Raw genomic sequence first — 22,261 nt, forward strand, 5'->3', positions numbered from 1 at the left:
GAGACTCCTAAATGGCGGGGAAGAGGGGCTTGGCCCTCTCCTTCGCAACATGGTGGATGGCAAACCAGAGCTGGCCCGCGGCGATGCCGCCGTCGTTGAGGGGCAGGGTCTGGCTTATCAAGACCTCGCGCCCGGCCTCGGCGAGGCGGGGGAGGAGCTGGTCCATCAGCACGCGATTCTGGAAGACGCCGCCCCCCAGCGCCACAGGGTGGGCGGGGAAGCTCTGGCTCAGGGTGAGGATGAGCTCGCCGATGGCCTGGATAAAGCCGGCGGCCAGCCTGGCCACCTCGACGCTGGCGCGCCGTTGCAGCAGCTCGGCCAGCAGCGGTGCCCATTCGATCAGCAGAGGGCCATCTTCTTGGTCGGTGATTCCGAATTGCAGCGGCCAGGGCTCGGCGCCGGGCGCGAGTCGCAGCGCCGCCGCCTCCAGCAGCAGCCCCGCCTCGCCCTCGTAGTCGGGGGTATCGATCAGGCCGAGCAGGGTGGCGACCCCGTCGAACAGTCGGCCCATGGAGCTGGTGTGGGGGGCGTTGCGGCCGAGGCGCCACAGCTGGTGCAGGTTATTGATCCGATCGGCGGGCAACTGGTCGATCACCGCAATATTCAGCTCGCCGATCTCGCGCGGGGTCGCGGATTCAAACAGCAGCCCCAGCAACTGGCGTACCGGCTCGCGGATGGCGGCTTCGCCCCCGATCAGCCGAAATGGCCGCAGGTGCGCCACTCGTTCAAACCCCTGCACGTCGGCGACCAGCAGCTCGCCCCCCCAGAGGGTGCCGTCGTCGCCGAGGCCAGTGCCATCGAAGGCGAAGCCGAGCACGGGCCCGCTGTGGTCATGTTCGGCCATCACCCCTAGCAGGTGGGCGTGATGGTGCTGCACCTCGAGGTGGGTCGCATCCTCTGCCGCGCAATAGTCCTTGGCCCACTGGTGGCTCAGATAACCCGGGTGGCGGTCTGACACCAGCAGGGTTGGAGCGAGATCGTAGAGCTCGCGGAAGGTGGCCAGGGTCTGCTCGAAGTGGGCCTGCATCGGCAGGCTGTGCAGATCGCCGATATGGGGGCTGTAGATGCGCTGGCGGCCGAAGGCGAGCGCCAGCTGGTTCTTCTGCTGGGCGCCGACCGCCAGCACTGGGGTGCTGACCGGCTCTTTCAGGCTGGGGGTGCAGGGGGCATAACCCCGGGCGAGGCGCAGGGTCTGGCGCCGGCCGCCGGCCCACTGTACCAGGCTGTCGTCGCAGGGGTGCAGTATGGGGCGATCGTGATCCAGGATGCCGTCGATCTCGCTGCCAAGTTCCCTGATCACCGCCTCGCATTCGATGAGGATCGGGCTGCCGCGGCCATTGGCGCTGGTGGCCACCAGCGGCATGGCACAGGCCTCCAGCAGCAGCTGGTGGAGCGGGGTGTAGGGCAGCATCACCCCGAGGTAGGGGATGCCGGGGGCGATGGCGTCGGCCAGCGGTAGGGTGTCGGGCGACAGCTGGTCAGGCTCCCGCTTGCGCAGCAGGGTGATGGGTCTTGGCTGGGAGCAGAGCAGCGCCCACTCGGCCTCGCTGCCGGTCACGTGCAACCGCGCCTCTTCGAGGGATCCCATCATCACCGCCAGCGGCTTGCGCGCGCGGCGCTTGAGCTGGCGCAACCGGGCCACGGTCAGTTCATTGCGGGCATCACACATCAGGTGGTAGCCCCCCATCCCCTTGACCGCGACCAGGGCCCCCGCTTGCAGGGCCTGGGCGGCCGCCTGCAGCGCCGCCTCCCGGCTGGCCTGCGCCTCGCCGGTGCCGCTGCGCCAGCACAGCTGCGGGCCACACTGGGGGCAGCTCACCGGCTGGGCGTGGTAGCGCCTGTCCAGCGGATCCTCATAGGCACTGGCGCAGTGCGGGCACATGGCGAAGCTGGCCATGGCGGTGTGGGGTCTGTCGTAGGGGAGGCGGCGAATGATGCTGTAGCGCGGGCCGCAGTGGGTGCAGTTGGTAAAGGGATACCTATGGTGGCGATCCGCCGGGTTGGCAATGTCCCGGGCGCAGGCCTCGCACATCCCCTGATCCGGCGAGATGGCGACCGTGGCCGCGCTCTGCTGCTGGCTGGCCTTGATATGAAAGGCGCCGTTGAAAGCGGGGTCGCTCGTCAGCGGCAGCGCCCACTGGTCGAAGCTGTCGATGCGGCTGAGCGGCGGCGCCAGCGCCCGCAGGTCGCGGCCAAAGGCGGCGAGCTGTTCGGGAGAACCCTCTGCCCCTATGGTGACGCCGCTGGCGTCGTTGAGTACATAGCCGGTGAGGCGATGGCGCAGGGCCAGGCCATAGACGAAGGGGCGAAAGCCGACCCCCTGCACTATGCCGTTGATCTGAAACTCGAGGCGCAGCGGGGTGCTCGCCTCTGGCGGCTGGGTCATCGGGGTTGTGGGCGCCGTCATGCCGGCGTCTCGTCAGCCAGGGGGTTGCCCTCGGGCAGGCGCAGCACCCGGCGATCGTTGTCCTCCCGTCGTACCCAGCCGTCCATCTCCATGCGCAGGCAGAAGGGGATGGCGTATTTGCGCGACAGGCCGGTGATCTCCTTGAGCGAGCCCATGTCGATCAGATCCCCGACCCGCTGGCCTGCCAGCACGGCCTGTACCATGTGGTGATAGAGTTCGGCATCGTAGTAGATGGGACCTTCCAGCTGTATCAGGTAGGTGAGCCTTGCCAGATTGCGCAACTGCTTTTGCAGCGCCCCCTTTTGCCGTAAACCGGCTGGCAGGGTGAGATGACGCACCGGGTCTATCTCCACACCGCCGGGGCCCAGTTTACCGGGCTGGTAGCCCTCCTTGCCTTGATCTCGCACCAGTTTGAGCACCAACAGTGCCTCTTCCCCGAGATCGTCTTCCGACTCGCCACCGCCGGGCTGCCACTTGTCGTGGTGCAGCCGGATCCTTTGCTCGGCCTTGAGCGCCAGCAACAGTTGTTGGGTAGCCTCGGGGTCGATGCGCAGCCTGCCGGCGAGCTCGGCGCCGCTCAATGGCTCGGCCTGCAGGGCGGCCAGCATGGCCTCGCGGGTCTGTGCCAGCCAGGACTGGCTCATCATCCAGTCGCCCTGCTGCACCGCCCCGGCGGGGGGCGCGTCAAAGCGGTCGGCGGGGGCATAGCCATTGAGCCCCAGCTGCAGGGTGGCGGGGTTGTGGCCCGCGAGATCCTCCGGCAGCGCCCGCAGCAGGGCGTGCAGCGCCTTGCGCCTGGCGGGGGAGATGTCGCCGCACCAGAGGATGCGGGCGCCATGCAGCAGCTCGCTGCTGCCGTGGCGGATGATGGCGAGCGGCTGGCCGAAGAAGCAGGGCAGGGGACTGGTGAAGACGAGGCGGGCGAGCCCAGGGTGATCGGCATCCGCTGTGTCAGCGCCGCGGATATAGATCAGCTGGGCCCGGCCATGCCAGCTGCCCAGCGCCACCTCGACCTCCTTGTTGCGCAGAGAGGTGCGCAGTTCTTTGCTGGATTGGCCATCGGCCTCCAGGCGCACTATCAGGTGGGTCGCCGCCTGACAGTCCCCGGCCGCGCTGCCGAGGCAGTGGCCGCGGGCCACCTCCTTGTGGGGCACTTTTTTCAGCCCCACCGCCACCCGGCAGACGGCGGCTATCTCGTCGACGCTCTGGTGATAGGCCTGCAGGGAGCGCACCTGCACCTCCCGATCGGCGGGGTAGAGGCGCAGCTTGTCCCCCACCTTGAGGCTGCCCTGCTGCAATGTACCGGTCAGCACTGTGCCGGTGCCGCTGGCGGTAAAGACCCTGTCCACATAGAGGCGCGGTGGTGCCTCTTCACGAGAGCGGCGCGGCGCCCCCTGTTCGCGGGCAATCTGCGATTCTTGTACATCGGCAAGCTGGCCCACGATGGCGGCGTGCAGGCCGTCGATGTTGTCGCCGCTCTTGGCGCTGACGCAGACGATGTCGGGCACCATGCCGCTCTCGTCCATCACCCGCTCCAGCAGCGTCTCCTCCAGCAGTTCAAGCTCGTCGGGGCTCACCAGATCGCACTTGTTGATGCAGACCAGCAGGCGCGGCACCCCCATGGCCCTGAGCAGGCGCAGGTGATCGCCGGTCATCGGCATCCAGCCCTCGTCGGCGGCGATGACCAAGAGCACCAGATCCAGGCTCCAGAGCCCCGCCACCATGTTGCGGACATAGCGCTCGTGGCCGGGCACGTCGATGACCCCTATGGTGTTGCCCTGGCCGTCGTCGAAGTGGGCGAAGCCGAGATCCTGGGTCATGCCGATGGCCTGCTCGTGGGCGCGGGCCGTGGTGATGCCGGTGAGGGCCTTGATCAGCAGCGTCTTGCCGTGATCCACGTGGCCGGCCAGACCGATGACGGCGCGGTAGGAGGTCATGGGATCAGGGCTCCTGTGCGGCTGGCATGGTGGCAGGCATGAGCAGCTCGCTCAGCTGGGCGATCAGCAGCGGCATGTCGTCCGCCAGCAGGCTGGCCATGTTGAGCAGCACCTTCTGCTGGCGCACCGTGGCGATCACCGGCACCGGCAGCTCCCGCAGCGCATCGAGCAGCTGCTGGGCCGGGCGTGGGTCCAGGCATTCGAGCGCCGGGGCGGGGTAGAACTCGTCCGGCAGGGTGCCGCCGCCGACCACCAGCTGGGCGGGAACCTGTATAAAGCAACCGGGCAGGGCGGCCAGCAACTGGTCGGCCCTGGCCTGCATGGCGGCGGGGGAACTCAGGGTGCGCTGGGCGATGCCCGCCCCGGTGGGGGACTTGTTGAGCTTGTGGATGAGCAGGCGCTCGAGCAGGGAGTAGACGATGCGGCTCGGGCGGAAGGTGCGCATCATGGGGTGCTTCTCCAGCCGCTTGATGAGATCCGCGCGGCCGCCGATGATGCCGCACTGGGGGCCCCCCAGCAGCTTGTCGCCGGAGTAGCAGACCAGATCCGCCCCCGCCTTGAGGTACTGGCGCACCGAGGTCTCGTCCGGCGCGAATTCCTCGGTGGTGAGGCCTGAGCCCTGATCCACCGCCAGCACTATGTGATCCGGCAGGGCGCGGGCCACTTCGCCGATGTCGGGGGACTCGGTGAAGCCGCGAATGGCGAAGTTGGATCTGTGCACCATCAGCACCAGCGCGGTCTGATCGGTGATGGCATCGAGGTAGTCCCGGGCCGTGGTGATGTTGGTGGTGCCCACCTCCACCAGTTTGGCGCCGGACAGCGCCAGAATGTCCGGGATGCGAAAGCCGCCGCCGATCTGGATCTGCTCGCCCCGGGAGACGATCACCTCGCGCCCCTTGGCTATCTCCTGCAGCAGCAGAAACAGCGAGGCCGCGTTGTTGTTCACCACCAGGGAGTCTTCGGCCTGGGTCAGGCAGGCGAGCAGGGGGGCGATCAGCCCCTTGCGCCCGCCGCGCTTGCCGGTGGCGAGATCCAGCTCCAGGTTGTTGTAACCGGTGTTGAGCTCGCGCACCTCGTCCCACAGTTCGGCGCAGAGCGGCGAGCGCCCCAAATTGGTATGAACGAGCGTGCCGGTGGCGTTGATCAGCCGGGTCTGGCGCTGGCGTACCCACTGCCGGCAGCGACTGTCGAGCAGCCCTTCAAGCCGGGCGAGCGCCACCCCATGCTGGCGAAAGCCTTCGCTCTGGCGCAGCTCGCTCAAGGTGTCGCGCACCAGCTGGGTCACCAGCGGCCGACTCAGACGGGCGATATGGGGGGCGAGGAAGGCTTGCTGCAGCAGTTGTTCGACCTGTGGCAGGCGATGGCTTGGCTGGTCGACGGCGGACGCTTGAGGCTGTGACTGGTTCGGCATGGGGGTTACCAGGGCAGTGCGTGGGTGACGGATGCACACCGGTTTGCCGATAGATTGACGGGGCTGGCGGTTATTTGCGGGCGGACAACTTGCACAGAGTGTTAATGCTGAAACGGTTCTGACAAATTAATTCACGACCGAGGAAACCATCCCGGAATAATATTGGCAAGCGGTATCTAGTCGATGCATCCAATATAGGAAAGTGGCGGAAGAGGCAGGAATCGAACCTGCCCGAGCCTTCTCGGCTCACATCGGTTTTGAAGACCGAGGAGGCCACCAGACCCCATCAACTTCCGCAGAGGCCGCCATTTTGGGGCAAGGCCCCCTGGCTGACAACGCTTTTTTTGCCATATAAAAACGGTATTTATATTATTTGAAGGAGAGTTGTTTTATATCAAAAACAGGGCGATTAGCCCGATGTTTTTATTTTAACATCGGGCGTCGATTAAATTCCTGTCTGGCCGTTTTTAACAACTCGGCAAATTATAGTGCCGCGTCGTTGACCTTATTCCACTGGGCGAGCTGGCGGATTAACAACTTGGTATCCTTGGCGGTATCCAGATGCTGATGGAGGTAATCCATGGCGCCGCTCACCATCCCGGTCATGGGGAAGGAGAAGGCGACGATGGCGGGTTGCACCCCGACGAAGATCACCTCGGGCACGAAGCGCTTGAGCTCGTCGATGAGAAAGTTCAGCGGCATGTTGTGGGTCGAGAAGATGAACATGTCGGCTATGGTGTCGGGGGGGATCACCTTGAGGGTGCCCGCCTTCTCGCCGAGCTCGGCGGCATCCACCAGCAGCACCCGATCCGGTTTCAGCTCCCGCACCTGGTGCACCCTGTTCTCCGGCGCTATGCCGCCGTCGATGTGGATCCAGCCGGGCAGGGGGGCGGCCTGCAGCTTTTCGGCCAGATAGGGGCCGGCGCCATCGTCACCCATCATGGCATTGCCCACGGTCAACACGAGATTGCAGCCCATCAGCGGCTCCTTACCATCAGGTACATATGAGGATCGTTATAGAGGGCGGTGAGCTGGTTCATGAAAGTGTCGGTCCAGCCCCGCTCCTGCTCGTTCAAGGCGCCTTCGGCCTGGCGCAGCCGGTCGAAGGCGCAGGCCAGCATGTGGCAGTGTTCCCGATAGACGGTGATCTCGCCGAAGGTGAGAAAGCCCTCCATCTTGCGGCGCGCCTCGCTGCCTGCTGGCAGCTTGGCCACCCAGTCCCGATAGCCGGCAAGAGGGCAGACCAGATCGGCGCTGAGGCAATCGACGATGCCGAGGTGGTGGCCGATGGCGAGGCTGTAGTACATCACCTCCTTCGCCTCCTCGGGCACGTCGAACTGCTCGTCCACAAACTTGCGGGAGAGGCGATAGAAGAACACCTGGTCAGCCATGGGCGACCTCTGCTTTCCCCGCCACCCGGTTGAGGCAGGCGTTGGCCAGGTTGTTGACGATCTCGGAGAGGCGCGGGTCGTCATGCTGGGCAAGGTAGCCCTGGATGCGCAGATCCACGTCCTGCTGGGTGGCCCCCTCCAGCAGTGCCATGAACTCGTCGGCGATGATGCGGCCCTGACGGTAGCCCGCCATGCGGCGCGCCTCGCGCTCTATCATCACCCGGATCTCGCTCGGGATGCCGGTGTGGCGCAGCTCAACCCGCTCGCCCGCCTGCACCTCGTGGCTGGTGGCCTTGAGTTTCTGCTCCAGCAGGCCGAGCGCCACCGCGAAGCCGTAGATGGTGGCGGCCGGGGTGGGCGGGCAGCCGGGGATGTAGACATCCACCGGCACTATCTTGTCGGTGCCGCCCCAGACGCAGTAGAGATCGTGGAAGATGCCGCCGTCACAGCCACAGGCGCCGTAGGCGATGCAGATCTTGGGATCCGGGGCCGCCTCGTAGGCGCGCAGGGCCGGCACCCGCATGGCCCGGGTCACGGCGCCGGTGAACAGCAGGATGTCGGCGTGACGGGGGGAGGCGACCACCTTGATGCCGAACCGCTCGGCATCGAACAGCGGGGTGATGGTGGCGAAGATCTCGATCTCGCAGGCGTTGCAGCCGCCGCAGTCCACCCGATAGACATAGGCCGAGCGGCGAATGTCCTTGAGCAGGGTCTGCTTGAGACGGGTGATTTCCGGATCCTGTGCCAGCGGCACGGCGCGAGTATGGGCATCGCCGACAACGGCTTCTATGCCTTTGATCTTGCTCATCACATCGACTCCTGTTGGGTGAGCGTGGCGGCGCCTGATGCGGGCTGGCTCAGCATGCTCTGTTTGCGTTTGCAGTCGGGGCAGTGGTGCAACCGCTGTGGGTGGGCCAGCGGCTGGGCCGCCAGCGCCAGGGTGTCTTCCACCAGTGCCACCAGCCGGGCCGGGGCAAAGTAGGTGCCGCACAGGGAGCAGGGGGCCAGCGGGAAGCGGGCCTCCTCATAGAGATCGGCCTTGTTGGTCACCGCCAGCTCGAAGTTGGGGGAGAGGGCGATGGCGCGGGTCGGGCACACCTCCTCACAGCGGCCGCAGAAGATGCAGCGAGCGATGGAGAGCTCCCAGCGCCGCTCACCGGTCTCCAGATCGGTCTCCATGATCAGCGCATTGGCCGGGCAGGCCTTGGTGCAGGCGGCGCAGGCGATGCACTTGTCGGCCTGGTATTCGGGCTTGCCGCGAAAATCCCGGTTCACCTCATAGGGGGCGAAGGGGTACTTGGCGGTCGGCGTGCCGGCCCGGAGTATGGTCTTGAACAGCTTGATCATGATGACCCCTTACTTGAGCGGAGAGTTTTTGCGATCGATACCGTAGCGCTCGATCTCCTTGTAGGAGACCACGGTGGACTTGCCCTTCTTGGGATCGACCAGGGTGACCCGATCGGTGCAGGAGTAGCAGGGATCCAGGCTGCCGATGATGAGGGGTGCATCCGCCACCGTATTGCCCCGCAGCATGTAGCGCAGGGCGGGCCAGTTGGCGTAGGTGGCGGCGCGGCAGCGCCAGCGGAACAGCTTCTGGTTGTCCCCGGTCATGCTCCAGTGCACGTTCTCGCCGCGGGGCGCCTCGGTGAAGCCCAGCGCAAACTTGCCCGGCTGATAGGTGAAGCCCTCGGTGAGCAGCGGCCCTTCCGGCAGGTGCTGCAGGCCGAATTCGATCATGTCGAGGGAGTCGTAGAGCTCGTGGATCCGCACCAGCACCCGGGACTGGACGTCGCAGCCCGCCAGGGTCTGGATCTCCATCGGCAGCTCGCGGTAGGCGGCGAAGTCGTGCACCCGGCGCACGTCGCGCTTGAAGCCGCTGGCTCGCACCATGGGGCCGACGCAGCTGAAGTCGCGGGCCACTTGCGGATCGAGCCGGCCTATGCCCACCAGACGGGAGCTGATGTTGGCGGTGTCGAGCAGCATGGCCACCAGGGGCTTGAGCTCGTCGCGCAGTTCGCGCACCAGCTGGGTGCCCTTGATGCGATCCTCCTTGAAGATGTCGCGGCGCACCCCGCCGATGAGGTTGAGGCCATAGGTCTTGCGCGCCCCGGTCAGCAGCTCGGCCAGGGTCATGGATTTCTCCCGCACCCGGAAGAACTGCATGAAGCCGGTGTCGAAGCCGGTGAAGTGGCTCGACAGGCCGATGTTGAGGATGTGGCTGTGCAGCCGCTCCACCTCCAGCAGCACGGCGCGGATCATCTTGGCCCGCTCCGGCACCTGGATGCCCATGGCGTTCTCCACCGAGGTGGTGTAGGCGACGCTGTGGGTGAAGCCGCAGATGCCGCACACCCGATCGGTGAGGAAGGCCACCTCGTTGTAGCCCATGCGGGTCTCGGCCAGCTTCTCCATGCCACGGTGGACATAGAACAGCCGGTAGTCGGCATCGATGATGTCCTCGCCATCCACGAACAGCCGGAAGTGACCCGGCTCGTCCGAGGTGATGTGCAGTGGGCCCACCGGCACTATGCGGTTGGCCTCGTTGCCCAGCTCGTTTACGAAGGGGTAGGTCTCGGTGTCCGTGGTGGGCATGGGGCGCTGGCGGTAATCCATGGCGTCTTTGCGCAGCGGATGGATGTCTTCGGGCCAGTCATCGGGCAGCACCAGCCGGCGCTCGTCCGGCAAACCGACCGCCCGCAGGCCGTACATGTCGCGGATCTCCCGCTCGCCCCACACCGCCGCCGGAATGGTCGGGGTGATGGAGGGGTACTCCTGCGAGGTGGCTTCGACCAGTACCTTGACGGTGATCCAGCTCTTGGTCTCCCCCTCCATGGAGAAGACGTGGTAGACGGCGAAGTGGCCGTTCAGGCTGCGCTCGTCGTTGGCGAAGGAGACCGACAGCCAGCCGCCCAGCTTGTGGAACAGCAGGCTGGTGATGGCCACCAGATCGGTGGGCTTGACGGTCAGGGTGGCCTGATCGACGGTCTGCCACTGCTCGTCGATGATGGCGTGGGGCAGTTGCTGTCGCAGCTGCTGGATGTAGTCGCAACCGATGCGATCCATGATGGCGATGGTCATGCAGTTCTCACTTTAAAATCGGAAAATATGAAATCGGAAAAAGCGGCTGTGGCGGGCATGGCTTATACCCCGACCAGATAGGCGAGCAGGGCCAGCAGGGCCAGCCCCAGGCCATAGCGCGTCAGCTTGTGGGTGCGCACGAACTGGGTGCGGGCCATGGCGTTTTCGATGAGGCCCGCCAGTGCGAAGGCCACCAGCAGCTTGCAGGCGAGGATCAGCGCCGCCACCGCCAGCGCGGGCAGGCTCCAGTCCGCCGCCTTGCCGAAGGGGAGGAAAATCACCAAAAAGAGCTGCACCACCACCAGCTGCTTGAGGCCAAGGCCGAGCTTGAGCAGGGCCAGGCCCGCGCCGGAATACTCGGTGAGCGGCCCCTCTTGCAGCTCCTGTTCGGCTTCCGCACAGTCAAAGGGCAGCTTGCCCATCTCGACGAAGACCGCGAAGGCGCAGGCGGCGCCCGCCAGCAGGGTGGCGACCGGGGCGGCCAGCGGCTGGGTGGCCACGTAGGTGCTGATGTTGCCCAGATCCGAGCTGCCCACCATCATCGCCATGATGAAGCAGGCTAGCACCAGGATGGGCTCGACCAGGATCCCCAGGGTCAGCTCGCGGCGGGCTCCGATCCCGGCAAACATGCTGCCGCTGTCGAGCCCCGCCAGGGAGAAGAAGAAGCGGAAGATGGCGAACAGGTAGATGTCGGTGATGAGATCCCCGGCGATGGGGAAGGGGGATTCATGGGTCAGGGTCGGCAGCGCCATGGCCACCAGCAGCAAGGCGGCGATGAGTACCGCCGGCATCAGGTTGAAGATGATGCCGGCAGGCTCGGGGGTGACCTCCTGGCGGCGCAGCAGTTTCCCGATATCGCGGTAATCCTGCAGCAGGCCGGGCCCCTGGCGTGAGTGCATCTTGGCACGCAGCACCCGGTTGAAGCCGGTGGCGAGCGGAGCCAGCGCCAGCATGGCGATGGCCTGGGTGAGGGCCAGGGCAAGCATGCCCCAGCTTGGCATTTCGAGAGCGGGCATCATTGAACTCCAACAGCCATCAGGATAAAGAGCACCAGCACCAGGCCATGGAGCAGCCAGCCAGCGGGGGACGGCGCCGCGCTCACCCCTTGCAGCGAGCTGGCGAGATCGAGGCGCGGACGCTGCCGATAGAGGGGGGCGCAGATCTGGCGCAGGGTATGGGTGACACCGCCGGAGGTGAGGCTCATGCGCTCCTCATAGGCGTAACCACAGGCCCAGGGAGTGCCGGCGTGACGACGACCCAGCTTGGGCCCTTTGAACAGCGCCAGGATCAGCAGCGGCACCAGCAGCAGGCCGAGCAGGGTGAGGGCAATCACCGGCGGGGAGAGGATCGCCTGAGCGCTATCGAGCGGCAGCAGGGTGGCGCCGGTCGCTACCTGGCTCGCCACTTGCTCGGCGATCAGCGCCTGGCCGTAGCCGTTGACCAGGGGGGCAATCCAGGGGGCGCCCAGCCCCAGCACCAGACAGACCGCCGCCAGCAGCAGGGTGCCTGCCACCATGGTGCTGGGCACTTCGCGGGCCTGACTCGCCTTCTCGCTGCGCGGGGCGCCGCAGAAGCAGATGCCATAGACCTTGACGAAGCACATCACCGCCATGGCGCCGGTCACCGCCAGCATCACCACCGCCAGCGGGGCCACGACCGAGGTGCCGAGCTTGGTCATGGAAAGGAGCGCTTGATAGATGAACCACTCGCTGACGAAGCCGTTCAGCGGCGGCAGCGCCGAGATGGCCATGGCGCCGATGAGGAACGCCAGCGCGGTCCAGGGCATCAGCTTGGCGAGCCCACCCATCTTGTCCATGTCACGGGTGTGGAGGCGGAACATCACGGAGCCGGTGCCCATGAACAGCAGGCTCTTGAAGATGGCGTGGTTGAGCAGGTGATAGAGGGCGCCGAGCAGCCCCAGCACCACCAGGGTCGGTTGCTGATTGGCCAGGCCAATCATGCCGATCCCCATCCCCATCAGGATGATGCCGATGTTCTCCACCGTGTGGTAGGCGAGCAGCCGCTTGAGATCGTGCTCGGCGAGCGCGAACAGCACCCCGAGCACCGCCGAGCAGGCGCCGAAGATCAGCACCATGTAGCCCCACCAGAGCTGGCTGGCGCCGAGAAAATCGATGGCCACCCGCAAGATGCCAAACAGCCCCAGTTTGACCATGACCCCGGACATCAGCGCCGAGATATGGGAGGGGGCGACGGGCTCGGCCACCGGCAACCAGCCGTGCAACGGCACGAAGCCGGCGCGCAGGCCGAAGCCGCAGAAGCTGAGCAGGAACACCAGCGAGGCCAGGGCGCCGCCGAGGTGATGCTCGCGCAGCACGCTGAACTCCAGACTGCCGCTGCCCTGGCAGAGCAGCCAGAAGGCGACCAGCACCAGCGCCATGCCGATGTGGTTCATCACCAGATAGAGGCGGCTCTGCTTGGCGGCGTCCGGGTTGGTCTTGACCAGCCAGTAGCTGGTGAGCGTCACCAGCTCGTAGCTGAGCAGGAAGCCCAGCGCGTTGTCGCACAGCACCATGGCGACCATGGCGAACAGGAAGAGGTTCATCAGCACGCCTATGCTGACGTCCCCCTTGCCCTGGTACTCCTTGATGTAGGCAAAGGAGTAGAGCGCCACCGCCACACCGACCAGCGTGATCACCAAGAGCATCAGCGCCGCCAGCATGTCGAGGTGCACCGAGCCCAGCAGCCAGAGGGCGCCGTCAATGGGGGTGCCCCGCATCAGGGTCTGTCCGGCGACCATGACACCGCAGAGGGATCCCAGCAGGGCGAAGCCGCTGTTGAGGCGGTTGGCGAGGGCGGCACTGTTCAGCAGCCAGCCCGCGGCGGCGCCCAGCAGTGCGCCTGCCAGAAGGAGCAACAGGGTGCCCAGTAGAAGAGGGGGCAGCATCAGCGATCTCCCTTGGCTGTCAATGAGTGCGGTGAAGAGGGCGAGGCCGTGGCACTGAATGCGGGGGCCCCTTCCGGATGGGATTGGGCGGCCTGCAGGCGACGCTCGCGGGCGGTGTGGGCGCTGTCGTCCTCGCTCACCTGGGTCAGCGCCTGAGAGGGGCAGGCATCGATGCAGGCCGGGCCCTCTTCGCGAAACGCGCAGAGATCGCATTTGACCGCGATGGCGCGCACGCCGGGCTCCCAGCTCAGCAGGTCTTCCCCGAAGCAGCGCAGGCCGGCGGAGGTGGAAGGGTTGCTGGAGCGTACCGAGCAGGGGATGTAGCTGTCATAGCTGGTGGCCATGGCCACCGGACGGCTGCCGCCGCTGCTGATGGCGCCGAACGGGCAGGCCACGGCGCACAGGTTGCAGCCGATGCAGAGCGACTCGTTCAGTTGCACCGCATCCTCGGTCTGGCAGATGGCCTCGACCGGGCACACCTTGATGCAGGGGGCGTCGTCACAGTGACGGCACTGAACCGGCATGGTCGCCTGCTCGTGTCGCATGACGGTTAATCGGGGGGCCTGTTGCAAACCCTTGGCCTTGTGAACCGTGCTGCAGGCCGCCATACAGGTGCCACAACCGATACAAAGTTTGGGATCAGCGATAACGAAGCGGTTCATAGCCTACCTTGTCGTGTCGCGAACGGAGAAAGTAGGGGCAGGATGGCAAGATGCGGGCCAGATTGTGTGTGGCGCCAGGAATGAGATTAACTGACTGTTTTTATGTGTATTTTAATTTTGTCTAGGGGTGTGTCACAGAGGCGGACAGCTGTCGAAGCGTGACGTTCGTCACTTGTGACGAAGGGCCGGACAGGGTTCGTCACTCCAGGGGCGCAGGAGCATGAGGAGGGCAATCTCGGCTAGCGGGGAAAAGAGAGGGAGGCCGAAGCCTCCCTCTCTCTTGCTGGCGTTCTTTATGCCATCAGAATGCCATCAGATATCCACCTGCGAGCCCAGCTCGATCACCCGGTTGGGCGGGATCTCGAACTGATCCGGCGCCCGCAGGGCATTGCGTTGCAGCAGCATAAACAGCTGGCCGCGCAGATAGAGGTACCAGGGGCGCTCCTTCATGATGAGGGACTCGTGGGCCATGAAGAAGGAGGTCTCCATCATGCGGCAGCTCAGGCCCTCCGCATTGCAGCGATGGAAGATCTCCTCCATGTTCGGAGTCTCGCGCCAGCCGTAGCTGGCCACCACCCGCCAGAAGGTGGGGGAGAGCTGCTCGATGCAGACCCGGCGCACGTTGTGGACGTAGGGCACGTCCTCCACCCGCAGGGTGAGCAGAATGATCCGCTCGTGCAGCACCTTGTTGTGCTTGAGGTTGTGCAGGAGCGCATGGGGTATCACATTGACCACCCGCGACATATAGACGGCGGTGCCCGCCACCCGGGTCGGCGGGGATTTTTCCAGCGAGGCGATCATCGGCTCCAGCGAGTTGCCGTGCTCGTTCAGGCGGCGAATAAGCTGAAAGCGCTCGCTCTTCCAGCTGGTCATCAGGGTGAACATGACCGCGCCCAGAGTGAGGGGCAGCCAGCCGCCGGAGAAGATCTTGGCGAGGTTGGCGACAAAGAGCGGCACATCGATGGCCAGCAGCAGGGCGAACAGGGCGGCCACCAGATAGGGGTGCCAGTGCCAGCTGTTCTTCGCCACCGAACAGAAGAGGATGGAGGTGAGCACCATGGTGCCGGTCACGGCGATGCCATAGGCGGCCGCCAGATTGCTGGAGTGCTCGAAGCTCATGATGACGATCACCACAGAGACATAGAGCATCCAGTTGATGACCGGGATATAGATCTGGCCCGACTCCTGCTCGGAGGTGTGGACGATGCGGATGGGTGAGAGATAACCGAGCCGTACCGCCTGCCGGGTGAGGGAGAAGACCCCGGAGAGCACCGCCTGCGAGGCGATCACCGTCGCCATGGTCGCCAGCAACAGCAGGGGCAGCAGCGCCCAGGTGGGGGCGAGCAGGAAGAAGGGGTTGGCGATGGCCTCGGGGTTGCCGAGCAACAGCGCGCCCTGGCCGAAGTAGTTGAGCACCAGCGACGGCAGCACCACCACAAACCAAGCGAGCCGGATCGGGTTCTTGCCGAAGTGGCCCATGTCGGCATAGAGCGCTTCAACGCCGGTGATGGCCAGCACCACGGCGCCGAGGGCAAAGAAGGAGGTGGTCTGGTAGGTCATAAAGAAGCGCAGGGCCCAGACGGGGTTGAGCGCGCCCAGCACCTCGGGATTCTGGCTGATGCCGCGCAGGCCCAGCACCGCCAGGGTCAGAAACCAGGTCAGCATGATGGGGGCGAACAACTTGCCCACGGTGGCGGTGCCATGTTTCTGGATGGCAAACAGCAGGGTCAGCACCAGCACCGAGAGCGGCACTATGTAGGGATCCAGCGAGGGGGCCACTATCTTCAACCCCTCGATGGCCGACATCACCGACATGGCGGGGGTGATCACCACCTCGCCATAGAAGAAGCTGCCGCCGATCAGCCCCAGAATGATCAGCACAGGGGCCAGCCTCTCGGGGCTGTTGCGGGTCGCCAGCGACATCAGGGTCAGGATGCCCCCCTCACCGGCATTGTCGGCCCGCATCACGAAGGAGAGGTACTTGACCGAGACCACCAGGATCAGCAGCCAGAAGATCAGCGAGAGAAAGCCCAGGATGGAGGCGGGTTCGACCCCGAACCCGAATTGGCCCGACAGGCACTCGCGCAGGGTATAGAGCGGGCTGGTGCCGATATCGCCATAGACCACGCCGATCGCCGCCAGGGTGACGCCAGACAGGGCGGGTTTGTTATTGCAGTTCATGAAGTTGTCTTGTCAGTTTGATGCGGACATATTTGCCAGCACAGGGGCCCCGAGCTATCAGCTAACACAGAGAGTCGATCGGGAGGGGATCAATGAATGGCGATGGGAAAGGGAATCAACTGGATAGGAATAGGCTCATCATGGGGCACAGTCTGTTCATCTGCGATTCAGCTCATGATGACACAGAGTCTGTGGGAATAGGCTCTGATATAAATAATCAAAAGGGGCTTTTGAACGAGGTCATTAATTACTCTGTGATTGACATAAACCCCTGGGCAGCGAGCAAGCGTTTGTTTTCTCTGAGTATCCATTTTGGCTAGTTTTTCCTATCAATCTGGCTGAAAAATAGACGATAAAATGCTGACCAATAAATTACCGGATCGCGTCGCAAAGAGTGGGGTGCGGGGAGACAATGGAGTCTTTATCTGGTGGGGCGGATGGGAAGCGTGGGGAGGAGAAGTGACCGCAACAAAGGCGATCACTATAAGACTGAATTATTTATGATATAAGTGATTGAGACTAACTAATCGTAATTGTTTTTATTTTGTAAACAAAGTTTTGTTTGTTAACATATTTCAATGCTATATCCCAAAGGTAATTCGTTCTGTCTGATAGATTTTTCGCAAGAGCTTTTATTTCTGGCGGTGCATTTTCAACAAAAAAATCGCTACTATCCCGATTTATTTCGTAACTCACACCAGTTATCCTAAAGTTAGGAACAGATATCTTTTTTGCTTTTTGTTGTTCTATATCTCTGTGTGCCGTTTCCCAAGTTATAGCACGAACGGTCAGATAGTATCGATCCTCATCAAACTTTCCATTGACAGTATATTCTGACTTGGGTGGATATTTAGGCTTGATTTCTCTTATATATAAACCTCCAGTTACGAATCGGAAGTGCATCTTATCCATGGACATTTCATAACGCCTACAGTTATCAATGTCTATCCAATATCCTTTCGCTTTTATTAGATGTTTTTTTACAAAGAGAACGGCAAGAGCTTCTTCACTATTCGCATACTTCAAGTATCTTTTTATTAATTTATCATCCATGATTCACTCTCTCATCTAATTAAATTCTTTCAGTAAAAAATAACGGTCAGGGCTATCTTTAACGTCAATCACTTTGCCGACAATCTGAAATTCCATTTTTCATAAAACTTGGGCGCCTGGAACGGCAGAGTGTCGACTTGAGCTGCAATACAACCTCGTGCTTGCGCCTCGCGTTCGGCGATCTCCATCAGTTGAATGCCGAGCCCCTGATCTCGTTTATCGTCGTGTACCCAAAGCACCTCGATCATAAATTGATGGTAAATGGTACGTCCGGCAATGCCACCGATAATCTTGCCGCTATCATCACGTATGACCACCATCAATGGTTGGGATCTTTCCTCGTCCATCATCTGAAAATTAAATTGTCTGAGATTATTAACAAGTATATTGAAGATCTCATCTTGAGATTTGTTATAAATTTCTATTTCCATCAACTTTTAACCTCCATATCAAATTTATATATAAGCAAAAGCTGTGGCCATATATAGTCAGGTGTTAATATTTTTCATAATTTGCGCTGGCATAGCCGTCCTTATATTCACAGCTTGGGCAAAGTGCTGCATCTTCTCCATATTCACACGAAGAGAAAATGTATGGAACTTTACACCACTTGCAAGTAAGCACATCTTCCTCATGACCACACACCATACATTTTTCATAATCCACACTGAAGGTATCATTATGGCAAGACGTGCACTCGATGGAATATAGTTCTTCAGCTTCTATTTTGTTGTTTGCTTTACGTAATAATTCGCTATAAAACTCAGTGTATTGGGATAAAATATACCAACGTTTGTTTTTTAGATGTGTAGCCTTCCAATCAAGAAGGAGGTGCTCTTCCGAAAAAGTGAATATAAAAGATAATGCTTGGCCAACTAAAGCTTTTGCCTCATCTTCAGATATTGAGAATTCAAAGTGTTCTATTTCGTTTCTTTTTTCTCTAGCTGTGTTGACTGCCCCGACTTCATCTTTAGAAAATGTTATACCTCCAATATTTTGAAGCCTCTTAAAAGCTTTTTCTGCGCCAACAGTAAATGCATCCTTGGATGGATATTTGTCTATGTTATCAAAGACGAAAGCAGGATGGATTTGGCGCAATTTTTCTTTAAAAAGTAACTCTATAACATGAGAGAAATCAACGATTATTCTTTTCCAATCACCAACACCATTTTGGTCAATTGGTCCCATATGTTTAATTGCATGTTCTAAAGAGTCATTAGCATTTTCTATTAAATTAAACTTATGCATATTTGAATCCAAAATTTATCAAGCAGGTCTTACACCTTTAACCTATGCGGTGTGAAATCGTAGATCTATCGGAGTAACTCCAACGGAGCTGGTTGCCAAGTTAACCATCGTAACTGGCCGGATAAAAAACAGAAGTGGGAGAGGTTAAAAACCGGCTCCAGTTCAATAAATTTGTCAGTAGAGGGGCTTTCTGTTCGCTCTGGCTTTGCAGACCTCTAACAGAACCGGACTAAACCATGGGCCGCTGTACTATCCCCTGCTGTGGCAATGCAAGGGCCATTGATGGCCCGTTTTTCACCTCTGTATTTCCTCTGGCCGATAGCGACTTAGCTCCCGAGCATCTCCCGTTCCTCTTCCGGTCATCAGCCGGTGCAGGGGGCTGTCATCCTGTGTCGAGCTCGTCACTTTTGTCGTGTCGATCGCCGTGTCTGGTCCCTGTCGTCATCGTCACCCTCCTAATAAAGCATGGCTGCCATCCTGATTACTCCTTTATTTTCAGCTGCTTGCGAACTTTCTCCCGCTCCAGGCCTGAGTTGGTCTGATTAATGCCTAGTGGGATGGCTGGCCTGTCTCCTCTGTGAGCCTGGCCGGCAGGGTGTAACGAAACATTTAGGATCCCTCTCTATGAACAGCTTCGTGATTGCCGATCCCAGTCTCTGTATTGGGTGTCGTACCTGTGAGGTGGCCTGCGCCGTGTCACACCAGTCAGCGTCCTGCGCGGGCACCGTTGAGCGGGAGGGCGGTCTGCGTCTTGCCATCGAAGATGGACATCTGGTCTCAAAAGACAGCTATTTTCAGCCCCGTCTGAAGGTGGTGGTGGGCAGCAAGGTGACCACGCCGGTGCTCTGCCGCCAGTGTGAAGACAAGCCCTGTGCCAAGGCCTGCCCCAACAACGCCATCGTCACCGAGGATGGCCACGTCAAGGTCTATCAGGCGCGCTGCATCGGCTGCAAATCCTGTGTGGTGGCCTGCCCCTACGGCGCCATGAACGTGGTGGTCAAAGAGGTGGCCCCTGCGGCCGGTGCGCTGTTCAAGGGAGTGCAAACCAAGGCGCTGGCCTTGAAGTGCGATCTCTGCAGCCATCGCGAGGGGGGGCCGGCCTGCGTCGAGGTGTGCCCCACCCAGGCGCTGCGGCTGGTGACCCCCGCGTCGCTGGACTCCCTGAACCGCCAGAAGCAGCTGGCCAGCGCCGAGGCCATGCCGTCCAGTCAGCGGGCATAAGGCCCAGAGCCGGAGGATGGTGCTCACTGGGCCGCCATCCCGCCGTTTATCGTTAACAAACAAGAGTGCGACTCATGAAAAAAGTCATTACCGTCTGCCCCTATTGCGGCACCGGTTGCAAGATCAACCTGCTGGTTGAAAACGACAAGGTGGTGGGGGCCGAAGGTGCCAACGGCCGGACCAACGAGGGGCAACTCTGCCTCAAGGGTTACTACGGTTGGGATTTCCTCAACGACACCAACCTGCTGACCCCCCGTCTCAAGAACCCGATGATCCGCCGCGAGCGCGGTGGCAAGCTCGAAGCCGTCTCCTGGGATGAGGCCATCGGCTTTGCCAGCAGTCGTCTCTCCGCCATCAAGGCGAAATACGGTGCCGACGCCATCATGACCACAGGCTCCGCCCGCGGTCCCGGCAACGAAGCCAACTATGTGATGCAAAAATTTGCCCGCGCCGTGATTGGGACGAATAACGTCGATCACTGCGCGAGGGTGTGACACGCACCCTCAGTCTCCGGTCTGGAGACAACTGTAGGTAACGGCGCCATGAGCAACGCCATTCCCGAAATTCAAGAGACCAAGTGCCTGCTGGTGTTTGGTTACAATGCTGCCGACTCCCATCCCATAGTGGCGCGCCACATCCTCAAGGCGAAAGCCAAGGGTGCCAAGGTGATCGTCTGTGATCCGCGCATGGTGGAAACCGCCCGTATCGCCGATCAGTGGCTGCCGCTGAAAAACGGCTCCAATATGGCGCTGGTCAATGCCTTCGCCAACGTGCTGATCGCCGAGGGGCTCTACGACAAGGCGTTCGTCGCCAACTACACCGAAGGTTTCGATACCTTCAAGGCCACCGTGGCCAAGTACACCCCGGAATACGTGGAGGAGATCACCGGCCTCAAGGCGGCGGATATCCGCGCGGCCATTCGCACCTATGCCGAGTCACCCGCCTCCATGATCCTGTGGGGCATGGGCGTGACCCAGTACGGTCAGGCGGTGGACGTGGTGAAAGGCTTGGCGGGGCTGGCCCTGCTGACCGGCAACTTCGGTCGTCGCGGCACCGGCTGCGGCCCGGTGCGCGGTCAGAACAACGTGCAGGGCACCTGCGACATGGGGATGCTGCCGCACCAGTTCCCGGGCTATCAGTCCGTGGCCGATCCCGCCATCAGCGCCAAGTTTGCCAAGGCCTGGGGCGTGCCGTCCCTGTCTCAGCAGCCCGGTTACCGTCTGACCGAACTCAGCCACAAGGTGGAGGAGGGCAAGTGCAAGGCCTTCTACATCTTCGGCGAAGATCCGGCCCAGACTGAAGCCGACTTGGCCCAGTTCAGGCGCACCCTGGGTGGCATGGAGCTGGTGATAGTGCAGGACATCTTCATGACCCAGACCGCCGAGATGGCCGACGTCATCCTGCCCGCCACCAGTTGGGGCGAGCACGAGGGGGTCTACAGCTCGGCGGATCGCGGCTTCCAGCGCTTCTACAAGGCGGTCACGCCCCCCGACAACGTGAAGCCGGACTGGGCGATCTTCTCGCTGATGGCCAGCGCCATGGGGTATCCCATGGAGTATCGCGACACCCAGGAGATCTGGGACGAGATGCGCGCGCTCTGCCCGCTCTATACCGGGGTCAGCTACGACAAGATGGCGGATCTCAAGAGTGTGCAGTGGCCCTGTCCGACCGAGGATCACCCGGGCACCAGCACCCTGTTCGAGGGCAATGTGTTCACCACCCCGAGCGGCAAGGGTCAGCTGATCGCCTCCGAGTGGCGGCCGCCACTGGAGCAGCCCTGTGCGGATTACCCGCTGGTGCTCTCCACGGTGCGGGAGGTGGGTCACTACTCCTGCCGCTCCATGACCGGCAACTGCTCGGCGTTGCAGACGCTCGCCGATGAGCCCGGCTATGTGCAGATCCACCCGAGCGATGCGCAAAAGCTCGGGGTGAAGGATCAGGCGCTGGTCTGGATCTCGTCCCGGCGCGGCAAGGTGATCACCAGGGCGAACTACAACGACAGGGTCAACGCCGGTGTGGTCTACATGACCTACCAGTGGTGGATCGGGGCCTGCAACGAGCTCACCATAGAGCACGTGGACCCGGTCTCCTACACCCCAGAGTACAAGTACTGCGCGGTGAAAATTGAGCGTATTGAGAATCAGCCTGAGGCGGAGAATTATGTCCAGACTGAATACAGTGCACTCAAGGCGAAATTGCGCAGCGCCGCCAAAGGCTAATCAGCGTTAAATAAAGTGGATCCAGGCTCTGTTCACAGGGCCCGGATCCCCTCATCCTTTTTTCAGCGGGCAGGTGTCCATCATGAAAAATGAATTAAATGTCTCGTTCGGGATCTTTTACGTTTCCGCCTATTTATTGGTGATGTTATTGGGGGTCGGCTGCTATCTGTGGTACGACGAATTGATATTCTTGCTGGGCTTTGGATTCTTCGGCTGTTTTATCGCCGCGCGGATCGCCATGGGGGCCGTGCTGGCGTCACTGAGCGTGCAGGTGGCCTGGCTCATCGCCTTCCTCTCCACCACCCTGATCAACAGCCTGCTGATGGGCCTGGTTGCACTGGTTATCTACCTGACCCATCAGGCGATCTCTGAGGAAATATCCGATAATATCAGTGGGTTATTAGTGACCTTTCAGCTGCTGTCGGCCGGCTTCATCTTCGGCGGCCTCAAGCTCCACAACTACCAGCTGAGCTCCTCTTGAGGGCGACGACGGCAGGGGTTGGGAACGGGAATCATCCGGCCAGGGCCGGCCGCTTACCACATTCATGATG

The 22,261-nt window shown here is 61.6% G+C and carries 18 protein-coding genes and 1 tRNA gene; 3 read left to right on the forward strand and 16 right to left on the reverse strand.

Annotated features, from left to right (window positions below):
* Window positions 1–7 precede the first annotated feature (7 nt).
* The 16 genes from hypF to EL255_RS08640 form a co-directional block, all read right to left on the reverse strand.
* Window positions 8–2,407 carry a carbamoyltransferase HypF gene (gene hypF / locus EL255_RS08570; RefSeq protein WP_042653515.1) on the reverse strand — a complete coding sequence of 800 codons (2,400 nt, stop codon included), beginning with the start codon at window positions 2,405–2,407 and terminating at the stop codon, window positions 8–10.
* A complete protein-coding gene (locus EL255_RS08575; protein ID WP_042653516.1) occupies window positions 2,404–4,344 on the reverse strand; it encodes a SelB domain-containing protein in 1,941 nt (646 codons plus the stop codon). Before EL255_RS08575 ends, hypF begins: the two co-directional genes overlap by 4 nt.
* Window positions 4,345–4,348: 4 nt before the next feature.
* A complete protein-coding gene (gene selA, locus EL255_RS08580; protein WP_084228337.1) occupies window positions 4,349–5,755 on the reverse strand; it encodes an L-seryl-tRNA(Sec) selenium transferase in 1,407 nt (468 codons plus the stop codon).
* A 203-nt stretch (window positions 5,756–5,958) separates the two neighbouring features.
* Window positions 5,959–6,050: transfer RNA gene (locus EL255_RS21275), tRNA-Sec, on the reverse strand.
* 188 nt (window positions 6,051–6,238) lie between these two features.
* A complete protein-coding gene (gene hycI, locus EL255_RS08585) occupies window positions 6,239–6,733 on the reverse strand; it encodes a hydrogenase maturation peptidase HycI (RefSeq protein WP_033130239.1) in 495 nt (164 codons plus the stop codon).
* The gene (locus EL255_RS08590; protein ID WP_042653518.1) at window positions 6,733–7,146 is read right to left on the reverse strand and encodes a formate hydrogenlyase maturation HycH family protein; all 414 of its coding nucleotides are present in this window, start codon (window positions 7,144–7,146) and stop codon (window positions 6,733–6,735) included. The genes hycI and EL255_RS08590 overlap by 1 nt, the downstream gene beginning before the upstream one ends.
* Entirely contained in the window at window positions 7,139–7,954 is an 816-nt protein-coding gene (locus tag EL255_RS08595; RefSeq protein ID WP_033130241.1) for an NADH-quinone oxidoreductase subunit B family protein, read from the reverse strand. The genes EL255_RS08590 and EL255_RS08595 overlap by 8 nt, the downstream gene beginning before the upstream one ends.
* Window positions 7,954–8,493: a formate hydrogenlyase complex iron-sulfur subunit gene (locus EL255_RS08600; RefSeq protein WP_042653519.1), complete on the reverse strand. Its 540-nt coding sequence runs from the start codon at window positions 8,491–8,493 to the stop codon at window positions 7,954–7,956. The genes EL255_RS08595 and EL255_RS08600 overlap by 1 nt, the downstream gene beginning before the upstream one ends.
* Before the next feature lie 9 nt (window positions 8,494–8,502).
* Window positions 8,503–10,221, reverse strand: a complete 1,719-nt coding sequence (locus EL255_RS08605; protein WP_042653520.1) for a hydrogenase large subunit — start codon at window positions 10,219–10,221, stop codon at window positions 8,503–8,505.
* 62 nt (window positions 10,222–10,283) lie between these two features.
* Complete coding sequence (locus tag EL255_RS08610; protein ID WP_042653521.1) at window positions 10,284–11,237, reverse strand: respiratory chain complex I subunit 1 family protein; 954 nt, start codon at window positions 11,235–11,237, stop codon at window positions 10,284–10,286.
* Entirely contained in the window at window positions 11,237–13,126 is a 1,890-nt protein-coding gene (gene hyfB, locus EL255_RS08615) for a hydrogenase 4 subunit B (RefSeq protein ID WP_042653522.1), read from the reverse strand. Before hyfB ends, EL255_RS08610 begins: the two co-directional genes overlap by 1 nt.
* Complete coding sequence (locus tag EL255_RS08620) at window positions 13,126–13,788, reverse strand: 4Fe-4S dicluster domain-containing protein (RefSeq protein ID WP_042653523.1); 663 nt, start codon at window positions 13,786–13,788, stop codon at window positions 13,126–13,128. The genes hyfB and EL255_RS08620 overlap by 1 nt, the downstream gene beginning before the upstream one ends.
* A gap of 312 nt (window positions 13,789–14,100) precedes the next feature.
* On the reverse strand, window positions 14,101–15,969 hold the full coding sequence (gene kup / locus EL255_RS08625; protein WP_042653524.1) for a low affinity potassium transporter Kup: 1,869 nt from the start codon (window positions 15,967–15,969) through the stop codon (window positions 14,101–14,103).
* 519 nt (window positions 15,970–16,488) lie between these two features.
* Window positions 16,489–17,022 (reverse strand): hypothetical protein, encoded by a 534-nt coding sequence (locus tag EL255_RS08630; protein ID WP_084228338.1) that lies wholly within the window; start codon window positions 17,020–17,022, stop codon window positions 16,489–16,491.
* A gap of 68 nt (window positions 17,023–17,090) precedes the next feature.
* Window positions 17,091–17,453 (reverse strand): GNAT family N-acetyltransferase, encoded by a 363-nt coding sequence (locus EL255_RS08635; RefSeq protein ID WP_232018931.1) that lies wholly within the window; start codon window positions 17,451–17,453, stop codon window positions 17,091–17,093.
* A 64-nt stretch (window positions 17,454–17,517) separates the two neighbouring features.
* Entirely contained in the window at window positions 17,518–18,270 is a 753-nt protein-coding gene (locus tag EL255_RS08640; RefSeq protein WP_126623299.1) for a hypothetical protein, read from the reverse strand.
* Between the two features lie 624 nt (window positions 18,271–18,894).
* On the opposite strand from EL255_RS08640, the gene EL255_RS08645 reads away from it, so the two are divergent.
* From EL255_RS08645 to EL255_RS08655, 3 genes are all read left to right on the forward strand, one after another.
* Window positions 18,895–19,491, forward strand: a complete 597-nt coding sequence (locus EL255_RS08645; RefSeq protein WP_042653527.1) for a 4Fe-4S dicluster domain-containing protein — start codon at window positions 18,895–18,897, stop codon at window positions 19,489–19,491.
* Window positions 19,492–19,565: 74 nt separating this feature from the next.
* Entirely contained in the window at window positions 19,566–21,710 is a 2,145-nt protein-coding gene (fdhF, locus tag EL255_RS08650) for a formate dehydrogenase subunit alpha (RefSeq protein WP_084228339.1), read from the forward strand.
* Between the two features lie 82 nt (window positions 21,711–21,792).
* Window positions 21,793–22,191 carry a hypothetical protein gene (locus EL255_RS08655; protein ID WP_042653530.1) on the forward strand — a complete coding sequence of 133 codons (399 nt, stop codon included), beginning with the start codon at window positions 21,793–21,795 and terminating at the stop codon, window positions 22,189–22,191.
* Window positions 22,192–22,261 lie beyond the last annotated feature (70 nt).

The sequence above is a fragment of the Aeromonas encheleia genome (genome assembly GCF_900637545.1).
GTDB classification, from domain to species: domain Bacteria; phylum Pseudomonadota; class Gammaproteobacteria; order Enterobacterales; family Aeromonadaceae; genus Aeromonas; species Aeromonas encheleia.